Raw genomic sequence first — 21,183 nt, 5'->3', positions numbered from 1 at the left:
AGGTGCCTATGCTCAATCAAGAACTGGAACTCAGTTTAAACATGGCTTTCGCCAGAGCGCGTGAGCACCGACATGAGTTTATGACGGTCGAGCACCTGCTGCTTGCACTGCTCAGTAACCCATCCGCCCGCGAAGCGCTTGAAGCCTGCTCCGTGGATCTGGTGGCGCTGCGTCAGGAACTTGAAGCCTTCATCGAACAGACCACACCTGTACTGCCCGTCAGTGAAGAGGAGCGCGACACGCAACCGACGCTCAGCTTCCAGCGTGTACTCCAGCGTGCGGTATTTCACGTCCAGTCCTCCGGACGTAGCGAAGTCACCGGTGCAAACGTGCTGGTTGCCATCTTCAGCGAGCAGGAGTCGCAAGCCGCCTACCTGCTGCGCAAACACGAAGTCAGCCGCCTCGATGTGGTGAACTTTATCTCTCACGGAACGCGCAAAGACGAATCGAATCCGTCTTCGGATTCCAGCCATCAGGTCAACAGCGAAGAGCAGGCAGGCGGGGAGGAACGTATGGAAAACTTCACCACCAATCTTAACCAGCTTGCCCGTGTTGGCGGTATCGACCCGCTGATAGGCCGCGATAAAGAGCTGGAACGGGCGATTCAGGTGCTGTGCCGCCGCCGCAAGAATAACCCACTGCTGGTGGGGGAGTCTGGCGTCGGTAAAACCGCCATTGCCGAAGGGCTGGCCTGGCGCATCGTGCAGGGCGACGTCCCGGAAGTGATCGCCGACTGCACCATCTATTCGCTGGATATCGGTTCCCTGTTGGCCGGCACCAAATACCGCGGTGATTTTGAAAAACGTTTCAAAGCGCTGCTGAAACAGCTGGAGCAGGATACCAACAGCATCCTGTTTATCGACGAGATCCATACCATCATCGGCGCCGGTGCGGCATCGGGTGGTCAGGTGGATGCCGCTAACCTGATTAAACCGCTGCTCTCCAGCGGCAAGATCCGGGTAATGGGTTCAACCACCTATCAGGAGTTCAGCAATATTTTCGAAAAAGATCGTGCCCTGGCGCGTCGCTTCCAGAAAATCGATATTACTGAACCGTCGGTAGAAGAAACGGTGCAGATCATCAACGGCCTGAAGCCGAAGTACGAGGCGCACCATGATGTGCGTTATACCGCGAAAGCGGTGCGTGCGGCGGTGGAGCTGGCGGTGAAATACATTAACGATCGCCACCTGCCGGATAAAGCGATTGATGTGATCGACGAAGCGGGCGCGCGTGCGCGTCTGATGCCGGTCAGCAAGCGTAAGAAAACGGTCAACGTGGCGGATATCGAATCCGTGGTGGCCCGCATCGCGCGTATCCCTGAGAAGAGTGTTTCTCAGAGCGACCGCGATACGCTGAAAAACCTTGGCGATCGCCTGAAAATGCTGGTCTTTGGGCAGGATAAAGCCATTGAGGCCTTAACCGAAGCCATTAAGATGGCCCGCGCCGGGCTGGGGCATGAGCACAAACCTGTCGGTTCTTTCCTGTTCGCCGGCCCGACCGGGGTGGGGAAAACCGAGGTGACGGTTCAGCTCTCCAAAGCGCTGGGCATCGAGCTACTGCGCTTCGATATGTCCGAGTATATGGAGCGCCACACCGTCAGCCGTCTGATCGGTGCGCCTCCAGGCTATGTGGGCTTTGACCAGGGCGGCCTGCTCACCGACGCGGTGATCAAGCATCCGCACGCGGTACTGCTGCTCGATGAGATCGAGAAAGCGCACCCGGACGTGTTCAACATCCTGCTGCAGGTGATGGATAACGGGACGCTGACCGATAACAACGGGCGCAAGGCGGACTTCCGCAACGTAGTGCTGGTGATGACCACCAACGCCGGGGTGCGTGAAACCGAGCGTAAATCCATCGGCCTGATCCACCAGGATAACAGCACCGATGCGATGGAAGAGATCAAGAAGGTCTTTACGCCGGAGTTCCGTAACCGTCTGGACAACATTATCTGGTTCGATCATCTCTCTACCGAGGTGATTCATCAGGTGGTGGATAAGTTCATCGTCGAGCTGCAGGTTCAGCTGGATCAGAAAGGGGTCTCTCTGGAAGTGAGTCAGGAAGCCCGCAACTGGCTGGCAGAGAAAGGCTACGATCGTGCGATGGGTGCCCGTCCGATGGCGCGTGTGATTCAGGACAACCTGAAGAAACCGTTGGCTAACGAGCTGCTGTTTGGTTCGCTTGTGGACGGCGGCCAGGTGACAGTGGCGCTGGATCAGGCGAAGAATGAGCTGACGTATGATTTCCAGAGTGCGGCGAAACATAAGCCGGAGGCGGCTCACTAACGCTGTTATGTGATGATAAAAACCGGGCAAATGCCCGGTTTTTTTTATGGTTTTTTAGTCGTTGTAGGCCCGTGCAAGCGCAGCGCCGCAGGGCGATGCACGGTGGGTGAGAACATGTGGCGGCTGTGATGGTTCCGTTCACCTTGCGTTCGCTGCTTCTCTGTAAACCACGTCACCGGTGAACGTGTCAGGGGGGCTCGCCGCCGCCCCCTGACCACCCCGGCTCCCGGCCAGGAAAATCGCCGCTTCGCGGTCCCCTCGGCTTTTTCCCTTCGGCTTTCGGGTCGGGCCATGCGCCCCGCCCCGTCCTGCGGTCAACGCCTCAGCGATTTTCAGCCGGACCAGGGTGCCGCTGTGAGTAGAGGGTCTGTCTCTGGCTTTTGTGTTGCTGTAGGGGGGGATGAAAATTTTGCGAGGCGTTATCCAGAATTTAATTATGGGTATTGCTGGATAAAACCACAGTAATAGAATGGCGATGCACCTGCAAAATCAGGTGCCAGGATTGGCGTCCTGAACAAACTTCGGAAATGATGTTGCATGCGCAACATTAGCGGTTTCGTTCACTCTTTTGAAAGCTGCGGATATAATCCGCATGCTCAGATTATGGTGGGCTGGGCCAGGGCTTCTTTGAAGCGCCGATTTTTCCGAGGGTAGTCGGTACGCCAACCTGGTTCAGTCCACCGCCTGAGTTGGCGTTCGGGTGGTCAGCAAAAAATTACTTTCGGAGATTATGATTATGGATAATAACACCATCACCCAGCTTTACAGCGAACTTGAACTAAGCAACCCCGATCTCTCCACCCTTGCCGCGCGCTGCAACCTGCTCACCGAAATCCTGGTCGATTGCGACTCGCTGCCGCAAACGCAGCCTGTCTGCCGCTGCCTGGCGGCCTACCTTGATGCATTCAGCGCTGAGCTGGCAAAATCCATGACCGATTTTCGCGTGCTGGATGAGAACGACATCCCGCCCGTGCACAAACAGGAGTGGCTGCTGGACAGCACCGAAGCCCAGTGCGATTACTGCCGGGCCTTAAACCATGTGCTGCTGGTGTCGCATTTCGACCGCGAGATGCTCCCGCACCTTACCGGGCTGCTGCATGATATTGCGCATACCATGCTGGCGGATCTGACCGTAGTGCGTATCCACTGATACGGGCGGGGCATAAAAAAAGGCCGGGATAACCCGGCCTTTATTATTCTTTGTACGCCATTGCAGGCGAAATACTCTTAGCGACTACGGAAGACAATGCGGCCTTTGCTCAGGTCGTACGGGGTCAGCTCAACAGTCACTTTGTCGCCCGTCAGAATACGGATATAGTTCTTACGCATTTTACCGGAGATATGCGCGGTAACGACGTGACCGTTTTCCAGTTCTACGCGAAACATGGTGTTAGGCAACGTTTCCAGAACGGTACCCTGCATTTCAATATTGTCTTCTTTGGCCATCTAATCCTCTGGGGTATCACTACCAAGTTTTGAACCGGCAAGATAATGCCGAAATTCCTCAATTAAGTAAAGATTTGTGCGTTTAAAACGCAACAAAGCAGTTTCAGCGTATTGCCCGGACGTCACGGTTCAACCGTACGAAAAGCGCATACGTAAAGGGGAGGTGGCAGGATAAACGATAGGGCGTTATCGGATGCGAACTATTCCCAAACGGCGGCGGGGCAACAGGCAGAACCTACTCTGCGGCAGAATTATAGCACCTTGAGGAAAAATATGCGGAAAACATTTATCCCTGAGGCGTAAATAACGTCGTCGGCACCCAGAAATTTTGCGGTAATTTTTGCATGCGCAGGGTCGCCAGCTGCGCCAGATATTCATGGCGCGAGATCTCCACGACACCCAGAGAGGCGGTATGTTCGTTCAGCACCTGGCAGTCAACTAACTTGCCGCCGCTACAGGCAAAGCGTTCGCAGAAGACCAGCAACGCGGTTTTCGAGGCGTTAACCGCGCGGCTGAACATCGACTCGCCGCAAAACAGCGTGCCCTGCGCCACGCCGTACATGCCGCCCACCAGTTCATCCTTATCATCCCATACCTCAATCGAATGGGCGTAGCCCAGCTCGTGCAGGCGATGGTAGGCGACGATCACCTCGGGCGTGATCCAGGTTCCTTCAAAGCGATCGCTGGCGCAGCCCTCGATCACCTGACCAAACGCATGGTTGAGGGTGACGCGATAAGGGGAGCGAGCGTGAAAACGCTTCATGCTGCGGCTGATATGAAACTCCGCAGGCCAGAGAACGGCGCGGGGGTCGGGCGACCACCATAAGATGGGATCGCCGGGAGAGAACCACGGAAAAATCCCCCGCTGGTAGGCCATCAGTAAACGCGACGGACTCAGATCGCCGCCCAGGGCCAGCAAACCATTAGGTTCACGCAGCGCCCCTTCCGGAGAAGGGAACGCAAGAGAGTGACGAGAGAGCTGGACCAGGCGCATGACAACAAAACTCCAGTACGCAAAGTGGGGATCGGTTCAAATATAGACTACAGACGTTGTTTGAACTGGTAGTAGCGGCCCTGTTTTGCCAACAGTTCAGCGTGATTACCTTGCTCAATAATTTGTCCGTTGTCCATCACAATAATTTGATCGAAATCCGCCAGGCCGCGCAGACGGTGCGTCACCATCAGCACGGTTTTGTCCTGCATCTCTTTTTTCAGTAAATCAAGGATTTGCCGCTCGGTAGTGGCGTCCAGCCCTTCGGTTGGCTCATCCAGCAGCATCAGCGGCGCATTGTGAAGCAGCGCACGCGCAATGGCCAGGCGGCGCAGCTCGCCGCCGGATAACTGACGGCCACCTTCGCCAAGCCAGCTGTTGAGCCCTTCATCTTCCAGTAGCTTGTGCAGACCTACTTTTTCCAGCATCCCGCGTAATGCTTCATCGGCAGCGCCGGGCGCGGCTAACAGCAGGTTATCGCGCAGGGTGGCGCTGAAAAGATGAACCCGCTGGGGCACCACGCTTACCGTTTTGCGCAGCGCAGTCTCGCTCATCTGCACCAGAGGCGTGTCGTTAAACAGGATCTGACCCTGCGCCGGGTCCCATGCTCTGGTCAGCAGCTGCAGCAGTGTCGATTTACCGCAGCCTGTGCGACCCAGCACCGCCACATGGGCGCCCGCGGGGATCGTCAGGTTAATGTGGTCCAGCGCGGGCTGCGCCTGACCTTCATAGGCAAAACTGACATCCGAAAGGCACAGGGCCAGCTGCTCAGGGACCGCTGATGCGGTCGTACTGAACTGCACTTCCGGCTGCTGGCCGGTAATCTGGGTGATACGCAGCGCGGAGGCCACCACCTGGCCCAGGTGCTGAAAGGCACCGGTCACCGGCGCCAGGGCTTCAAACGCCGCCAGCGCACAGAAGACAAACAGGGCGATTAACGGGCCTGGCTGCGCGTTATCGCCCACGCCGCCGGAAGCCATCCACAGCATCGCCATGACTGCGCCTCCGCCAATTAACAGCATCAGCGCCTGGGAGAGGGCCGTGAGTTCCGACTGTTTGCGCTGGGCTTCGTGCCAGTTCAGCTCGGTATTTTCCATCTGCGCGCGGTAGCGGCGGCTGGCACCAAAGATCGTCAGCTCCGCCTGACCCTGTAGCCAGCCCGTCAGCTGCTGGCGATACTCGCCCCGCAGACGCGTCAGCTTTTCACCGGTCGGTTTTCCGGCGCGGTAAAACAGCGGGGGTAAGATAAAGAGCGTTGCGAGCATGATCCCGCCGAGCACCAGCGCAATGTGAACGTCCAGCAGGCACAGCCCCAGGGTGACCACCACAATGACCACCAGGGCGCCCACCAGCGGAGAGATCACGCGCAAATAGAGGTGATCGAGGGTATCCACGTCGGCGACGACGCGGTTAAGCAGTTCCCCCTGGCGATAGCGTGCCAGTCCGGCAGGGGAGAGGGGGAGCAGCTTGCTGAAGGTGGTAACGCGCAGGTGTTGCAGCACGCGGAAGGTCGCGTCATGGCTGACCAGACGTTCAAAGTAGCGCCCGGCGGTACGGGTGATGGCCGTACCGCGCACCCCGGCGGCGGGCAACATATAGTTGAAGCTGTAGAGCCCGGCAAAACCGGCGACCGCCGAGGCAGAGAGGAACCAGCCGGAGAGCGTCAACAGGCCGATACTCGCCAGCAGGGTGACGATCGCCAGCACCACGCCCAGCGTCAACATCCATTTGTGGCGCATATAAAGCGCCAGATAAGGCAGTAAAGCGCGCATCAAATCTCCTCCTGACGGTTTGCCAGCAGGGCCGCAAACGGCCCCTGTGCCGCCGCGAGCGTGGCGTAATCGCCCTGCTCAACAAGCTGACCATTGTCCATGACCCAGATCTGATCCCACCGGGAGATGCCCTCCAGCTGGTGCGTCACCATCAGCGTGGTTTGCTGCTGCGAGGCGGCATCCAGCGCCAGCATCACGCGCTGTTCACTGTGCGCATCCAGGCTGGCGGCAGGCTCATCCAGAAGTAAAAGCTGACACGGGTTAAGCAGGGCGCGGGCCACGGCAATGCGCTGCGCCTGGCCGACGGAAAGCCCCGCCGACTGATCGCCCACCACCGTGTCCACGCCGTTCGGCAGCAGGGGCAGGAATTCGCTAACCCAGGCACGGTCGAGCACCGACTGCAGCTCCTCTTCGCTGGCATCCGGGCGCGCCAGCAGCACGTTTTCCCGCAGCGTGGCCGCAGGGAGCTGCGGGTTCTGTCCTACCCAGCTTAAGTGGGTGCGCCACTCGTCAGGATCGAGCGCTGAGAGCTCGGCCTGGTTGATCCGCAGCGAGCCGCTGTAGGCCATAAAGCCAGATAATGCATTCAGCAGGGAGCTTTTACCGGAGCCGCTAGTGCCAACCAGCACCACGCGCTGGCCTGCCGCGAGGGTGAAGGTTAATGGCCCCGCCAGCACCTTACCTTCCGGCGACAGTACGCAGAAATTCTCTGCTTCAATACTGACTGGTCGGGTGGTGTTCAGGGTCACGTCGCCACGCTGCGGATGAGCCAGCGGCGTTTCAAGGAAGGTTTTCAGGCTGTCGGCGGCGCCCACGGCCTGCGCTTTCGCATGATAAAAGGTGCCCAGATCGCGCAGCGGCTGGAAAAATTCCGGCGCCAGAATTAACGCCAGAAAGCCTGCAAAAAGGGTCACGGCGGTACCGTAATGACCGAAATCAAGGGCGCCCAGGTAGGAGAAACCGAAATAGACGGCAACCAGCGCAATCGACAGTGAGGTGAAGAACTCCAGCACCCCGGAGGATAAAAATGCCAGGCGTAACACTTCCATGGTGCGCTGACGGAAATCCTGGGAGGCGTGGCGGATGTTGTCGGTTTCGGCTTCACCGCGACCAAAAATACGCAGCGTTTCCATGCCGCGCAGACGGTCAAGGAAGTGGCCGCTGAGACGTCCGAGCGCCAGGAAATTGCGGCGGTTGGCGTCGGCAGCCCCCATACCGACCATCGCCATAAAGAGCGGGATCAGCGGGGCGGTACCCAGCAGGATCAACGCGGCGACCCAGTTATAAGGAAAAATCGCGAGCACGATCAGCAGGGGAACGAAAGCGGCCAGCGCCATTTGGGGCAGATAGCGGGCGTAGTAGTCGTGCATGTCATCGATCTGTTCGAGGATCAGCGTCGCCCAGCTTCCGGCGGGCTTGCCCTGGATCCAGGCAGGCCCGGCCTCCTGTAGCCTGTCCAGCACCTGGCGGCGAATTTCATAGCGAATGTTCTGCCCGGCGTGGAAGCCCACGCGCTCGCGCAACCAGACCACCCAGGCACGCAGAATAAAGACCAGAATCAACACAATGAAAGGCAGTAACAGCGCCTCGCGCGGGATATTTTCCATAATCATATGGTTAAGAATGCGGGCCAGAAGCCATGCCTGGCCGACAATCAACAGTCCGCTGATAAACCCTAAAAGACGGGAAATATTCAGCCAGCGGCGGGAAATAACGCTTTGCTTTTTCAGCCAGCGAGTTAACTCTTGTTGACGGGTTTTTTCCATTGCGTGCTTTGCAGGTGATGTTATTAGGTATTGGGCACGGCAATGTTACAACGCAGAGACGATAAAGGCGACTTATCGCCGCCTTTTTTACGTTTGTTGCTGATTTGTAAAAATTATTTACTCTGATCGGCCAGTCCGTCGAGATATCGTTCTGCATCCAGCGCGGCCATACAACCGGTGCCCGCAGAGGTGATCGCCTGACGATAAATGTGGTCCATCACGTCGCCCGCAGCGAACACGCCCGGGATGCTGGTCTGGGTAGCGTTGCCGTGAATACCTGACTGCACTTTGATGTAGCCGTTCTCCAGCTCAAGCTGGCCGTCGAAGATAGCGGTGTTCGGGCTGTGGCCGATGGCAACAAACAGACCTGCCACTTCCAGCGTTTCAACGTTGTCGGTGTTCTGGGTGTCACGGATACGCAGGCCCGCCACGCCCATCTGATCGCCGGTCACTTCTTCCAGCGTGCGGTGGGTGTGCAGCACGATGTTGCCGCTGGCCACTTTGTCCATCAGACGTTTGATCAGGATCTTTTCCGCGCGGAAAGTATCACGGCGGTGAATGAGGTGCACTTCAGAGGCGATATTCGCCAGATAGAGTGCCTCTTCAACCGCGGTATTGCCGCCGCCGATGACCGCCACCTTCTGGTTGCGATAGAAGAAACCGTCGCAGGTTGCACAGGCAGATACGCCGCGACCTTTGAACTCCTCTTCAGAAGGCAGACCCAGATAGCGGGCAGAGGCGCCGGTAGCGATGATCAGCGCGTCGCAGGTGTACTCCGCGTTGTCACCGGTCAGGCGGAACGGACGGTTTTGCAGATCGACCTTGTTGATGTGGTCAAAAATGATTTCGGTATCAAATTTGGCGGCATGCTCGTGCATGCGCTCCATCAGCAGCGGCCCGGTCAGGCCTTCAGGATCGCCTGGCCAGTTTTCTACTTCGGTGGTGGTGGTCAGCTGACCGCCTTTTTCCATGCCCGTAATCAGTACCGGTTGCAGGTTAGCGCGTGCAGCGTAGACCGCTGCGGTGTATCCCGCAGGTCCAGAACCAAGAATTAGCAGCTTACTGTGTTTGGCCGTGCCCATGAGATCCTCATTGTTGTTGGCAGACATTTTCCTGGATTGTAGGGAATTTGTTGGCGTAAAAAAAGGGCGCAGCGATTTTGTTAACGATGTGTGTGATAGAAAGGGCCAATCAACGAGAGGTAAGAAAAGGTGATTTTATAACAATAATCATAGGTAATCGGTCGAAACGACGGCGATAAAATGAGGATTAATCGCCGGACGTAATGAATATCCGGCATGTTGTACTAAAAATCGATGTTTTGCTTTGACAATCCCCTGCGCTTTTGCGAAAACATTCAAGGAAGAAAAAAAATGGTCTTTGTGTTACGCATAGTCATGCACAAAATCACCATTTTTACCGGGTCAGCGAAATCTACGCATGGTGTGGACAGATGCCATACGTGATGTTGATGGCCGCCTCTGGGCAACGGTCTTCATACCACATAACCCCAATCGGATCGCGCAAACTATAAAACAGGCGATGCGATTAACCGCGGGGAAAGACTCTGAACAGTGAAGTGCACAGGGTCCTGGCAGGAGTTAGGGAAGGAATACAGAGAGACAATAATAATGGTAGATAGCAAGAAGCGCCCTGGCAAAGATCTCGACCGCATCGATCGTAACATTCTTAATGAATTGCAAAAGGATGGGCGTATTTCCAACGTCGAGCTTTCAAAACGTGTGGGACTTTCCCCGACGCCATGCCTTGAGCGTGTGCGCCGACTGGAAAGACAGGGTTTTATTCAGGGCTATACAGCGCTGCTGAACCCGCATTATCTGGATGCCTCACTTCTGGTATTTGTTGAGATTACTCTGAATCGTGGTGCGCCGGATGTGTTTGAGCAATTTAATGCCGCCGTACAAAAACTTGAAGAAATTCAGGAGTGTCATCTGGTTTCCGGGGATTTCGACTACCTGTTGAAAACCCGCGTGCCTGATATGTCCGCCTACCGTAAGCTGCTGGGCGAAACCCTGCTGCGACTGCCTGGTGTGAACGACACCCGTACCTATGTGGTAATGGAAGAAGTCAAACAGAGCAATCGTCTGGTTATTAAGACGCGCTAATACGGAACAGGTGCAATATCAGCGTACTTTGATTACACTCCTGGTAATCCATACAGCAACAGTGTCGGGCTCCCCGGCACTGTTGTCCGTTTAGCACTCAGGCAGGAATTGCCTGATACCTGGAGAGCCTTTCTTGAGCCAGGAATATACTGAAGACAAAGAAGTCAATTTAACCAAGCTTAGCAGTGGGCGCCGACTCCTTGAGGCGTTACTGATCCTTGTTGCCCTTTTTGCCGTCTGGTTGATGGCAGCCTTACTCAGTTTCAACCCCTCCGATCCCAGCTGGTCACAAACCGCATGGCATGAGCCTATCCATAATTTAGGCGGCGTACCGGGGGCATGGCTGGCGGACACGCTGTTCTTTATCTTTGGCATAATGGCGTACACCCTTCCCGTCATTATTATTGGCGGCTGCTGGTTTGCCTGGCGCCATCGCCAGAACGATGACTACATCGACTATTTTGCTGTCTCGCTGCGCCTGATTGGTGCGCTGGCTTTAATCCTCACCTCCTGCGGCCTGGCGGCGATTAATGCCGACGACATCTGGTATTTTGCCTCCGGCGGCGTGATTGGCAGCCTGCTGAGCACCGCGCTACAGCCGATGCTGCACAGCAGCGGTGGTACTCTGGCGCTGCTCTGCGTCTGGGGGGCGGGGCTGACGCTGTTTACCGGCTGGTCCTGGGTCACCATCGCCGAGAAAATCGGCAGCGTGATCCTCAATATCCTGACCTTTGCCAGCAACCGTACCCGTCGCGACGATACCTGGGTTAACGACGAAGAGTACGAAGATGATTACGAAGACGCGGAGCCGAGCGCTGAGCGTCGTGAATCTCGCCGCGCCCGCATTATGCGCGGGGCGCTGGCGCGCCGTAAGCGTGTGGCAGAGAAATTCGCCAATCCATTAGGCCGCAAAACCGATGCGGCATTGTTCTCCGGCAAACGGATGGATGACGAAGAAGAGGTGGCTTATAGTGCCCGTGGTGTTGCCGCCGATCCGGATGATGTGTTGTTCTCCGGTAATCGTGCGCTGCCGTCCGATTATGATGAGTTCGATCCGCTGCTCAACGGTCACTCAGTAGCTGAGCCCCTTGCTGCCGCTGCCGCCGCAACCACGGCAACCCAGGCCTTTGCTGCGCCGGTTGAACCGGTCACTCCGACGCCTTCTGTGCCAGAGATGCCGCTGCAGCAACATGCGGTTGAATGGCAAGCGGAACCTGCATCGCCGATCCCTGCGCCGGAGCCGGAACCGTATGTCGCCGCGGCACCGCAGGAGTGGCAACCGCCTTATCAGCCTGAACCTGTCTATGCGCAGCCGCAGTATGAGCCGCCGCAGCAGCCTGCCTATCAGCCTGAACCTGTTTATCAGCCTGAAACTGTTTATCAGCCAGAGCCGGTCTATCAGCCGGAGCCTGTTATCACCCCGCCGGTTGTCGAAGAGCCGCCGGTTGAAGAGGTGAAACCGTCCCGTCCGCCGCTTTACTATTTCGAAGAGGTGGAAGAAAAACGTGCCCGGGAACGCGAGCAGCTTGCGGCCTGGTATCAGCCGGTGCCCGAGGCGGCACAAGAGCCAGCCCCGGTTAAGGCCGCTGAAACCCCGACGATTCCGGTTCCCGCTGTGGAACCCGCCTCCGCCGTTGCACCTGTTGCCGCAAGCGTGCAGCAGGCAACAAGCTCAGGCGCCGCGGCGGCCAGCGCTGCCGCGCCGTTATTCAGCCTGGCAACCGGCGGCGCACCGCGTCCGCAGGTAAAAGAGGGGATTGGTCCGCAGTTACCGCGCCCTAATCGCGTACGTGTTCCGACCCGCCGTGAACTGGCCTCGTATGGCATCAAACTGCCTTCCCAACGAATGGCCGAAGAGAAAGCGCGTGAAGCCGGACGTCAGCCGTATGATGAACACTACGACGACGAGGCCGATGAAATGCAGCAGCAGGAGGAGCTGGCCCGCCAGTTCGCTCAGCAGCAACAGCAGCGGTATGGTGGTGATGAGCATCAGGCCCAGCCACAGTCCTTTGAAACGCAGGATGACGAAGATAGTGCCGCCGAAGCGGAGCTGGCTCGCCAGTTCGCCGCCACGCAGCAGCAGCGTTATTCCGGTGAGCAACCGACAGGGGCTAATCCGTTCTCGCTGGCGGACTTTGAATTCTCGCCAATGAAAGATCTGGTGGATGATACGCCGAGTGAGCCGCTGTTCACGCCGGGCGTGATGCCGGAAGCCGTGCCGCCGCGTCAGGCGGTTACGCCGCCACAGCCGCAGCAGCCCGTTCAGCCACAACATGTTGCACAACCGCAGCAGCCAGTTCAGCCGCAACAGTATGCACAACCGCAGCAGCCAGTTCAGCCGCAGCAGTATGCACAACCGCAGCAGCCTGTTCAGCCGCAGCAGTATGCACAGCCTCAACAGTCCGTGCAGCCGCAGCAGCCTGTACAGCCTCAGCAGTATGCGCAGCCGCAACAGCCGGTGCAGCCACAGCAGCCAGCCGCTCAGCCTCAGCAGAGCCTGATCCATCCGCTGTTGATGCGCAATGGCGACAGCCGCCCACTGCAAAAGCCAACCACGCCGCTGCCGTCGCTGGATCTGTTAACGCCGCCGCCAACGGAAGTCGAGCCGGTCGATACCTTTGCCCTGGAGCAGATGGCTCGTCTGGTTGAGGCGCGTCTGGCCGACTTCCGTATTAAAGCGGATGTGGTGAACTATTCTCCTGGGCCGGTGATCACCCGCTTCGAGCTGAACCTGGCGCCGGGTGTTAAAGCCGCGCGTATTTCCAATCTCTCCCGTGACCTGGCGCGTTCGCTGTCGACCGTGGCTGTGCGCGTGGTTGAGGTGATCCCAGGCAAACCCTATGTCGGTCTGGAGCTGCCGAACAAAAAACGCCAGACCGTTTACCTGCGTGAAGTGCTTGATAACGCCAAGTTCCGCGATAACCCGTCGCCACTGAGCGTGGTGCTGGGTAAAGACATTGCGGGTGAGCCGGTGGTGGCCGATCTGGCTAAAATGCCGCACCTGCTGGTGGCGGGTACCACCGGTTCCGGTAAATCTGTCGGCGTTAACGCCATGATCCTCAGCATGCTCTATAAAGCGCAGCCGGAAGATGTGCGTTTCATCATGATCGACCCGAAAATGCTGGAGCTGTCGGTCTACGAAGGCATCCCGCATCTGCTGACCGAAGTCGTGACCGACATGAAAGATGCTGCCAATGCCCTGCGCTGGAGCGTCAACGAGATGGAGCGTCGTTACAAGCTGATGTCTGCGCTGGGCGTGCGTAACCTCGCCGGGTATAACGAGATCATCGCCGAAGCGGCGAAAATGGGCCGTCCAATTCCGGATCCGTACTGGAAACCGGGCGACAGTATGGACGCCGAACATCCGGTGCTGGAAAAACTGCCGTATATCGTGGTGCTGGTGGATGAATTTGCTGACCTGATGATGACCGTCGGCAAGAAAGTGGAAGAGCTCATCGCCCGCCTGGCGCAAAAAGCCCGTGCGGCAGGGATCCATCTGGTGCTGGCGACCCAGCGTCCGTCGGTGGATGTGATCACCGGCCTGATTAAAGCTAACATCCCGACCCGTATCGCCTTTACCGTGTCGAGTAAAATCGACTCCCGTACCATCCTTGACCAGGGGGGCGCAGAATCGCTGCTCGGTATGGGGGATATGCTCTATTCCGGGCCGAACTCGACTTCGCCGGTGCGTGTTCACGGGGCGTTTGTTCGTGACCAGGAAGTGCATGCCGTGGTGCAGGACTGGAAAGCGCGCGGTCGCCCGCAATATGTCGAAGGCATTACCTCTGACAGCGAAAGCGAAGGCGGCGGCGGTGGCGGCTTTGACGGCGGCGAAGAGCTGGATCCGCTATTCGATCAGGCGGTTAACTTCGTTACCGAGAAACGTAAAGCCTCTATCTCCGGCGTACAACGCCAGTTCCGCATCGGCTATAACCGGGCGGCGCGCATTATTGAGCAGATGGAAGCGCAGGGCATCGTCAGCGAGCAGGGACATAACGGCAACCGTGAAGTGCTGGCCCCGCCACCGTTTGAATAACGGCCTCGATTGCAAAGATGGGTAAAGCTGCAAAAATTAAGCATTTTCTTCTGTCGCCTGCCTGCGGGCAGGTCCAGAATAGTGACAGAAACCCCCATTTCGGGAAGACGCTTTGTAAGGATGAACAATGAAAAAAATCGCAATCACCTGTGCATTACTGACTGGCTTTGTGGCAAGCAGCGTCTGGGCTGATGCCGCCAGCGACCTGAAAAGCCGCCTGGATAAAGTGAGCAGCTTCCATGCCAGCTTCACGCAGAAAGTGACTGACGGCAGCGGCAACGCGGTGCAGGAAGGCCAGGGTGACTTGTGGGTTAAACGTCCGAATCTCTTTAACTGGCATATGACCCAGCCGGACGAAAGTATCCTTGTCTCCGACGGTAAAACCCTGTGGTTCTTTAACCCGTTTGTTGAGCAGGCCACCGCCACCTGGCTGAAAGATGCCACTAGCAACACGCCGTTTATGCTGATCGCCCGTAACCAGTCCAGCGACTGGCAGCAGTACAACATCAAACAGACCGGCGATGAGTTTGTGCTGACCCCGAAAGGCAGCACGGGCAACCTGAAACAGTTCACCATCAACGTGAGCAGCAACGGCACCATCAATCAATTCAGCGCCGTGGAGCAGGACGATCAGCGCAGCAGCTATCAGCTGAAATCCCAGCAGAACGGTGCCGTCGATGCATCGAAATTCACCTTTACCCCGCCGAAGGGCGTAACGGTGGACGATCAACGTAATAAGTAAGAGGCGTGAGTGAGCAACCTGTCGCTCGATTTTTCAGATAATGCGTTTCAACCTCTGGCCGCCCGTATGCGGCCAGAAAATTTAGCGCAGTATATCGGCCAGCAGCATCTGCTGGCCGCGGGCAAGCCCTTGCCACGCGCGATTGAGGCCGGGCATCTGCACTCGATGATCCTCTGGGGGCCACCGGGCACCGGTAAAACGACCCTGGCGGAAGTGATCGCCCGCTATGCTGATGCAGATGTCGAGCGCATCTCCGCCGTCACCTCCGGCGTGAAAGAGATCCGCGAAGCCATCGAACGGGCGCGGCAGAACCGCAATGCCGGACGCCGCACGATCCTGTTTGTTGACGAAGTCCACCGCTTCAATAAAAGCCAGCAGGATGCCTTCCTGCCGCATATTGAAGACGGCACCATCACCTTTATCGGCGCCACCACGGAAAACCCCTCGTTTGAACTGAACTCGGCGCTGCTGTCCCGCGCCCGTGTCTATCTGCTGAAATCGTTAACCACCGATGATATCGAGCAGGTGCTGACGCAGGCGATGACCGACAAGGCCCGGGGCTACGGCGGCCAGGATATCGTGCTGCCTGACGAGACGCGTCGCGCCATTGCCGAGCTGGTTAACGGTGATGCGCGCCGGGCGCTGAATACCCTGGAGATGATGGCCGATATGGCCGAAACCGACGACAGCGGCAAGCGGGTATTGCTCCCGGCGCTGCTGACCGAAATCGCCGGTGAACGTAGCGCGCGTTTTGATAATAAAGGCGATCGTTTTTACGATCTGATCTCGGCGCTACACAAATCAGTGCGCGGCAGTGCGCCCGATGCCGCGCTTTACTGGTATGCGCGCATTATCACTGCCGGAGGCGATCCGCTGTATGTCGCCCGCCGCTGTCTGGCGATTGCCTCCGAAGATGTCGGTAACGCCGATCCGCGCGCCATGCAGGTGGCACTTTCCGCCTGGGACTGCTTTACCCGTGTCGGACCTGCCGAAGGCGAACGCGCCATTGCCCAGGCCATTGTCTATCTGGCCTGCGCACCCAAAAGTAATGCTGTCTATACCGCCTTCAAAGCGGCGATGTCCGATGCCCGCGAACGTCCTGATTACGATGTTCCAGTCCATCTGCGCAACGCGCCGACCAAACTGATGAAAGAGATGGGTTACGGTGAGGCGTATCGCTATGCCCACGACGAGCCCAACGCCTACGCCGCCGGGGAGGAGTATTTCCCGCAGGAAATGGCACAAACACGCTACTATCACCCGACAAACAGAGGCCTTGAGGGTAAGATTGGCGAAAAGCTCGCCTGGCTTGCCGGACAGGATCAAAATAGCCCTATAAAACGCTACCGTTAGGGCTATCGTTGCGGTAATGTTGGCAATTGTATCCTTGTGACCGCAGGCTGTGGTCACATTTCCTATTTTAATTCGATAAGCACAGGATAAGCATGCTCGATCCCAATCTGCTGCGTAATGAGCCAGACGCAGTCGCTGAAAAACTGGCACGCCGGGGCTATAAACTGGATGTAGATAAGCTGCGCGCTCTTGAAGAGCGTCGTAAAGTTCTGCAGGTACAAACAGAAAACTTGCAGGCAGAGCGTAACTCTCGATCGAAATCCATCGGCCAGGCGAAAGCGCGCGGGGAAGACATTGAGCCATTACGCCTGGAAGTGAACAAGCTGGGTGAAGAACTGGATCAGGCGAAAGCCGAGCTGGACGTTCTTCAGGCCGAAATTCGTGAAATCGCGCTGGCGATCCCGAATACCCCTGACGACAGTGTTCCTGTCGGTAAAGACGAAAACGACAACGTCGAAGTGAAACGCTGGGGCACGCCTCGCGAGTTCGACTTCGAGGTTCGCGATCACGTTACGCTGGGCGAAATGCACGCGGGGCTCGATTTTGCCGCTGCCGTTAAGCTGACCGGTTCCCGCTTTGTGGTGATGAAAGGGCAGATCGCCCATCTGCACCGCGCGCTGGCCCAGTTCATGCTGGATCTGCACACCGAGCAGCACGGCTACAGCGAAACCTACGTACCGTATCTGGTGAACCACGATACGCTGTATGGTACCGGCCAGCTGCCGAAATTTGCCGGCGATCTGTTCCACACCCGTCCACTGGATGAAGAAGCCGACAGCAGCAACTACGCGCTGATCCCAACGGCAGAAGTGCCGCTGACCAACCTTGTGCGCGATGAGATCATCGACGAAGACGATCTGCCGATCAAACTGACGGCGCACTCTCCATGCTTCCGTTCTGAAGCGGGCTCTTATGGCCGTGATACCCGCGGTCTGATCCGTATGCACCAGTTCGACAAAGTCGAAATGGTGCAGATCGTGCGTCCGGAAGAGTCCATGGCGGCGCTGGAAGAGATGACCGGTCACGCGGAAAAAGTGCTGGAGCTGCTGGGTCTGCCGTACCGCCGCGTGGCGCTGTGTACCGGTGACATGGGCTTTGGCGCCTGCAAAACCTTCGACCTCGAAGTGTGGGTACCGGCGCAGGGAACCTACCGTGAAATCTCCTCCTGCTCTAACGTAGGCGATTTCCAGGCGCGCCGCATGCAGGCTCGCTGCCGCAGCAAATCCGACAAGAAAACCCGTCTGGTGCACACCCTGAACGGCTCCGGTCTGGCAGTGGGACGTACGCTGGTCGCGGTGCTGGAAAACTACCAGCAGGCGGACGGCCGTATCGAAATTCCTGAAGTGCTGCGTCCGTATATGAAAGGCCAGCAGTACATCGGTTAAATTGTTTTTAAGTAAAAAGCGCCTGCGGGCGCTTTTTTTATGCCCCGGTTTTGATGTCAGGCAATATCCCCTCCCTCTAAAGTAGTAATACTTTCCAAACAGTTGGTTAGCGTAAACGTCTGCTAACGCACGGTATCTTTATATAAAAAACTATATAGCGGTTGTTACCGCACCTTTGAACTTTGTGAGCAATCAAAGTGAGAGTCTATGAAAATGAAAACGCCTGAAGCTCTGCTGGCTGCTGAGGTGAGTCGACGTGGATTGATGAAAACCACGGCGATTGGCGGCCTGGCTGTTGCCAGTAGCGCATTCACATTGCCTTTTTCACGTCTGGCATCGGCTGCACAAGCCACTGAGACCGTTAAACCTGATGAGAAAGTGGTCTGGAGCGCCTGCACGGTAAACTGCGGCAGCCGCTGTCCACTGCGCATGCATGTCGTTGACGGTGAAATTAAATATGTTGAGACCGACAATACCGGGGACGATAACTACGAAGGATTACATCAGGTTCGCGCCTGCCTGCGCGGCCGCTCAATGCGCCGTCGTGTCTATAACCCGGATCGCCTGAAGCAGCCGATGAAGCGCGTGGGTAAACGCGGCGAAGGCAAGTTCGAACCCATCAGCTGGGAAGAGGCCTTTGACACCATCGCCGGTACGATGCAGCGTCTGATTAAAGATTACGGTAACGAATCTATCTATCTGAACTACGGCACCGGCACCCTCGGCGGCACCATGACCCGCTCCTGGCCGCCGGGAAAAACCCTGATCGCCCGTCTGATGAACTGCTGCGGGGGATACCTTAACCATTACGGTGACTACTCAACCGCACAAATTGCCGCTGGCCTGAACTACACCTATGGCGGGTGGGCAGATGGCAACAGCCCGTCGGATATCGAAAACAGCAAGCTGGTGGTCCTGTTCGGCAATAACCCTGGCGAAACGCGCATGAGCGGCGGCGGGGTAACGTACTACGTCGAACAGGCGCGGGAAAAATCGCAAGCCCGGATGATCGTCATTGACCCGCGCTATACCGACACCGGGGCAGGGCGCGAAGATGAGTGGATCCCCATCCGTCCTGGCACCGATGCAGCGCTGATCTCTGCCCTGGCGTGGGTGATGATCACTGAAAACCTCGTCGACCAGCCTTTCCTCGACAAATATTGCGTCGGCTACGACGAAAAAACGCTGCCGGAAGGGGCACCGGCGAACGGCCACTATAAAGCCTATATTCTCGGCCAGGGCAATGACGGCATCGCCAAAACCCCGGCCTGGGCCGCGGCCATCACCGGCATTCCCGAGGCGCGCATCATTAAACTGGCACGTGAAATTGCCGGGGCGAAGCCTGCCTTTATCTCTCAGGGCTGGGGGCCGCAGCGTCATGCGAATGGCGAACTGGTCTCCCGCGCTATCGCCATGCTGGCGATTTTGACCGGCAATGTGGGGATTAACGGTGGCAACAGCGGCGCGCGTGAAGGCTCATATTCACTGCCCTTTGTACGCATGCCGACCCTGGAAAACCCGGTTAAGACCAGCATCTCAATGTTTATGTGGACCGATGCCATCGAGCGCGGCCCGGAAATGACCGCCACCCGTGATGGGGTACGCGGCAAAGATAAACTCGACGTGCCAATTAAAATGGTCTGGAACTACGCCGGGAACTGCCTGATCAACCAGCATTCGCAGATCAACCGTACCCATGAGATCCTGCAGGATGATAAAAAATGCGAGCTGATTGTGGTGGTGGACTGCCATATGACTTCCTCGGCGAAGTATGCCGACATTTTGCTGCCAGACTGCACCGCCTCTGAACAGATGGATTTCGCCCTTGATGCCTCCTGCGGCAATATGTCGTATGTGATTTTTGCGGACCAGGCGATCAAACCGCGCTTCGGCTGCAAAACCATCTATGAGATGACCACAGAGCTGGCGAAACGTATGGGCGTTGAGCAACAGTTCACCGAGGGACGCACCCAGGAAGGGTGGATGCGCCACCTGTACGAGCAGTCCCGTGAGGCCATCCCGGAGTTGCCGTCATTTGATGAATTCCGCCAGCAAGGCATGTTCAAAAAGCGTGACCCGGAAGGGCACCACGTGGCGTATAAAGCCTTCCGTGCCGATCCTGTTGCCAATCCGCTGACCACCCCGTCAGGCAAAATTGAGATCTATTCCGCTGAACTGGCGCAGATTGCCGCGACGTGGGAGCTTGAGAAAGACGATGTGATCGATCCACTCCCGGTTTACAGCCCGGGCTTCGAAAACTACGACGATCCGCAGGTCAAATCCTTCCCGCTGCAGTTGACCGGCTTCCACTACAAGGCGCGTACGCACTCTACCTACGGTAACGTTGATGTCCTTAAGGCGGCCTGCCGTCAGGAGATGTGGATCAATCCGCTGGATGCTAAGGCCCGCGGGATCGCCAACGGCGACCGGGTACGGATCTTTAACAGTCGTGGCGAAGTGCACATTGAAGCCAAAGTGACGCCGCGTATTCTGCCGGGCGTCGTCGCGCTAGGTGAAGGCGCCTGGTACAACCCGGACGCCAACCGCGTCGATCAGGCTGGCTGCATTAACGTGCTCACCACGCAACGCCCGTCGCCGCTGGCGAAAGGCAATCCGTCTCACAGTAACCTTGTTCAGGTTGAAAAGGCGTAAGGAGTAGCCGATGACCACTCAGTATGGATTTTTTATTGATTCCAGCCGCTGCACCGGGTGTAAAACCTGCGAGCTGGCCTGTAAAGACTATAAGGATCTGACGCCGGATGTCAGCTTCCGCCGCATCTACGAGTACGCGGGCGGTGACTGGCAGGAGGACAACGGCGTCTGGCATCAGAACGTCTTTGCCTACTATCTCTCTATTGCCTGCAACCACTGCGAAGATCCCGCCTGTACCAAGGTGTGCCCGAGCGGCGCGATGCACAAGCGCGACGACGGCTTTGTCGTGGTGAATGAAGATGTCTGCATCGGCTGTCGTTACTGCCATATGGCCTGCCCATACGGCGCACCGCAGTACAACGCCGCCAAAGGCCATATGACCAAGTGCGACGGCTGCCATGACCGCGTTGCGGAAGGCAAAAAGCCGATTTGCGTGGAGTCCTGCCCGCTACGGGCGCTGGATTTCGGTCCGATTGCCGAGCTGCGCCAGAAGTACGGCAAGCTGGCTGCGGTCGCGCCGCTGCCGTCTGCGCACTTTACGAAGCCGAGTATCGTCATTAAACCCAATGCCAACAGCCGACCAACGGGTGATACCACCGGCTATCTGGCCAATCCAAAGGAGGTGTGAG

Annotated in this window: 14 protein-coding genes; 9 read left to right on the top strand and 5 right to left on the bottom strand. The window is 57.3% G+C overall.

The annotated features are described in order from the left end of the window. Positions 1 to 8: 8 nt before the first annotated feature. Positions 9 to 2,285, top strand: a complete 2,277-nt coding sequence (gene clpA / locus ACOKCT_RS02000) for an ATP-dependent Clp protease ATP-binding subunit ClpA (RefSeq protein WP_263951040.1) — start codon at positions 9 to 11, stop codon at positions 2,283 to 2,285. A gap of 736 nt (positions 2,286 to 3,021) precedes the next feature. Beyond that, positions 3,022 to 3,435, top strand: a complete 414-nt coding sequence (locus ACOKCT_RS01995) for a hypothetical protein (protein WP_420193110.1) — start codon at positions 3,022 to 3,024, stop codon at positions 3,433 to 3,435. Between the two features lie 77 nt (positions 3,436 to 3,512). Here ACOKCT_RS01995 and infA read toward each other — a convergent pair whose 3' ends face one another. From infA to trxB, 5 genes are all read right to left on the bottom strand, one after another. After that, a complete protein-coding gene (infA, locus tag ACOKCT_RS01990; RefSeq protein WP_001040187.1) occupies positions 3,513 to 3,731 on the bottom strand; it encodes a translation initiation factor IF-1 in 219 nt (72 codons plus the stop codon). Between the two features lie 286 nt (positions 3,732 to 4,017). After that, positions 4,018 to 4,725 (bottom strand): leucyl/phenylalanyl-tRNA--protein transferase, encoded by a 708-nt coding sequence (aat, locus tag ACOKCT_RS01985; protein WP_156654202.1) that lies wholly within the window; start codon positions 4,723 to 4,725, stop codon positions 4,018 to 4,020. Between the two features lie 47 nt (positions 4,726 to 4,772). Beyond that, on the bottom strand, positions 4,773 to 6,494 hold the full coding sequence (gene cydC / locus ACOKCT_RS01980) for a heme ABC transporter ATP-binding protein/permease CydC (RefSeq protein ID WP_420193109.1): 1,722 nt from the start codon (positions 6,492 to 6,494) through the stop codon (positions 4,773 to 4,775). Further along, on the bottom strand, positions 6,494 to 8,260 hold the full coding sequence (gene cydD, locus ACOKCT_RS01975; RefSeq protein WP_420193108.1) for a heme ABC transporter permease/ATP-binding protein CydD: 1,767 nt from the start codon (positions 8,258 to 8,260) through the stop codon (positions 6,494 to 6,496). The genes cydC and cydD overlap by 1 nt, the downstream gene beginning before the upstream one ends. A 113-nt stretch (positions 8,261 to 8,373) precedes the next feature. After that, the gene (gene trxB / locus ACOKCT_RS01970; RefSeq protein WP_103178905.1) at positions 8,374 to 9,342 is read right to left on the bottom strand and encodes a thioredoxin-disulfide reductase; all 969 of its coding nucleotides are present in this window, start codon (positions 9,340 to 9,342) and stop codon (positions 8,374 to 8,376) included. Between the two features lie 549 nt (positions 9,343 to 9,891). Between trxB and lrp the strand changes: the two genes are divergently transcribed. From lrp to ACOKCT_RS01935, 7 genes are all read left to right on the top strand, one after another. Further along, positions 9,892 to 10,386, top strand: coding sequence for a leucine-responsive transcriptional regulator Lrp (gene lrp / locus ACOKCT_RS01965; protein WP_000228469.1), 495 nt, complete (start codon positions 9,892 to 9,894; stop codon positions 10,384 to 10,386). A 133-nt stretch (positions 10,387 to 10,519) separates the two neighbouring features. Further along, the gene (ftsK, locus tag ACOKCT_RS01960) at positions 10,520 to 14,422 is read left to right on the top strand and encodes a DNA translocase FtsK (RefSeq protein WP_420193107.1); all 3,903 of its coding nucleotides are present in this window, start codon (positions 10,520 to 10,522) and stop codon (positions 14,420 to 14,422) included. 127 nt (positions 14,423 to 14,549) lie between these two features. Next, entirely contained in the window at positions 14,550 to 15,164 is a 615-nt protein-coding gene (gene lolA, locus ACOKCT_RS01955; RefSeq protein WP_103823389.1) for an outer membrane lipoprotein chaperone LolA, read from the top strand. Positions 15,165 to 15,173: 9 nt separating this feature from the next. Then, on the top strand, positions 15,174 to 16,517 hold the full coding sequence (gene rarA / locus ACOKCT_RS01950; RefSeq protein ID WP_103178908.1) for a replication-associated recombination protein RarA: 1,344 nt from the start codon (positions 15,174 to 15,176) through the stop codon (positions 16,515 to 16,517). A gap of 92 nt (positions 16,518 to 16,609) precedes the next feature. Beyond that, positions 16,610 to 17,902, top strand: coding sequence for a serine--tRNA ligase (serS, locus tag ACOKCT_RS01945; protein ID WP_103178909.1), 1,293 nt, complete (start codon positions 16,610 to 16,612; stop codon positions 17,900 to 17,902). Positions 17,903 to 18,109: 207 nt separating this feature from the next. Then, entirely contained in the window at positions 18,110 to 20,554 is a 2,445-nt protein-coding gene (gene dmsA / locus ACOKCT_RS01940) for a dimethylsulfoxide reductase subunit A (protein WP_156654206.1), read from the top strand. A gap of 10 nt (positions 20,555 to 20,564) precedes the next feature. Further along, the gene (locus tag ACOKCT_RS01935; RefSeq protein WP_156654207.1) at positions 20,565 to 21,182 is read left to right on the top strand and encodes a DMSO/selenate family reductase complex B subunit; all 618 of its coding nucleotides are present in this window, start codon (positions 20,565 to 20,567) and stop codon (positions 21,180 to 21,182) included. Position 21,183 lies beyond the last annotated feature (1 nt).

Source organism: Leclercia sp. M-A074-M (assembly GCF_965195605.1).
In the GTDB taxonomy this organism is placed as follows: Bacteria; Pseudomonadota; Gammaproteobacteria; order Enterobacterales; family Enterobacteriaceae; genus Enterobacter.
Note: the sequence above shows the minus strand (reverse complement) of the source record. Positions and strands in the feature narration are given on the sequence as shown.

Coding starts and splice junctions, on each gene's coding strand:
- clpA (WP_263951040.1), top strand. CDS start 9: ATGCTCAATCAAGAACTGGAACTCAGTTTAAACATGGCTTTCGCCAGA.
- ACOKCT_RS01995 (WP_420193110.1), top strand. CDS start 3,022: ATGGATAATAACACCATCACCCAGCTTTACAGCGAACTTGAACTAAGC.
- infA (WP_001040187.1), bottom strand. CDS start 3,731: ATGGCCAAAGAAGACAATATTGAAATGCAGGGTACCGTTCTGGAAACG.
- aat (WP_156654202.1), bottom strand. CDS start 4,725: ATGCGCCTGGTCCAGCTCTCTCGTCACTCTCTTGCGTTCCCTTCTCCG.
- cydC (WP_420193109.1), bottom strand. CDS start 6,494: ATGCGCGCTTTACTGCCTTATCTGGCGCTTTATATGCGCCACAAATGG.
- cydD (WP_420193108.1), bottom strand. CDS start 8,260: ATGGAAAAAACCCGTCAACAAGAGTTAACTCGCTGGCTGAAAAAGCAA.
- trxB (WP_103178905.1), bottom strand. CDS start 9,342: ATGGGCACGGCCAAACACAGTAAGCTGCTAATTCTTGGTTCTGGACCT.
- lrp (WP_000228469.1), top strand. CDS start 9,892: ATGGTAGATAGCAAGAAGCGCCCTGGCAAAGATCTCGACCGCATCGAT.
- lolA (WP_103823389.1), top strand. CDS start 14,550: ATGAAAAAAATCGCAATCACCTGTGCATTACTGACTGGCTTTGTGGCA.
- serS (WP_103178909.1), top strand. CDS start 16,610: ATGCTCGATCCCAATCTGCTGCGTAATGAGCCAGACGCAGTCGCTGAA.
- dmsA (WP_156654206.1), top strand. CDS start 18,110: ATGAAAATGAAAACGCCTGAAGCTCTGCTGGCTGCTGAGGTGAGTCGA.
- ACOKCT_RS01935 (WP_156654207.1), top strand. CDS start 20,565: ATGACCACTCAGTATGGATTTTTTATTGATTCCAGCCGCTGCACCGGG.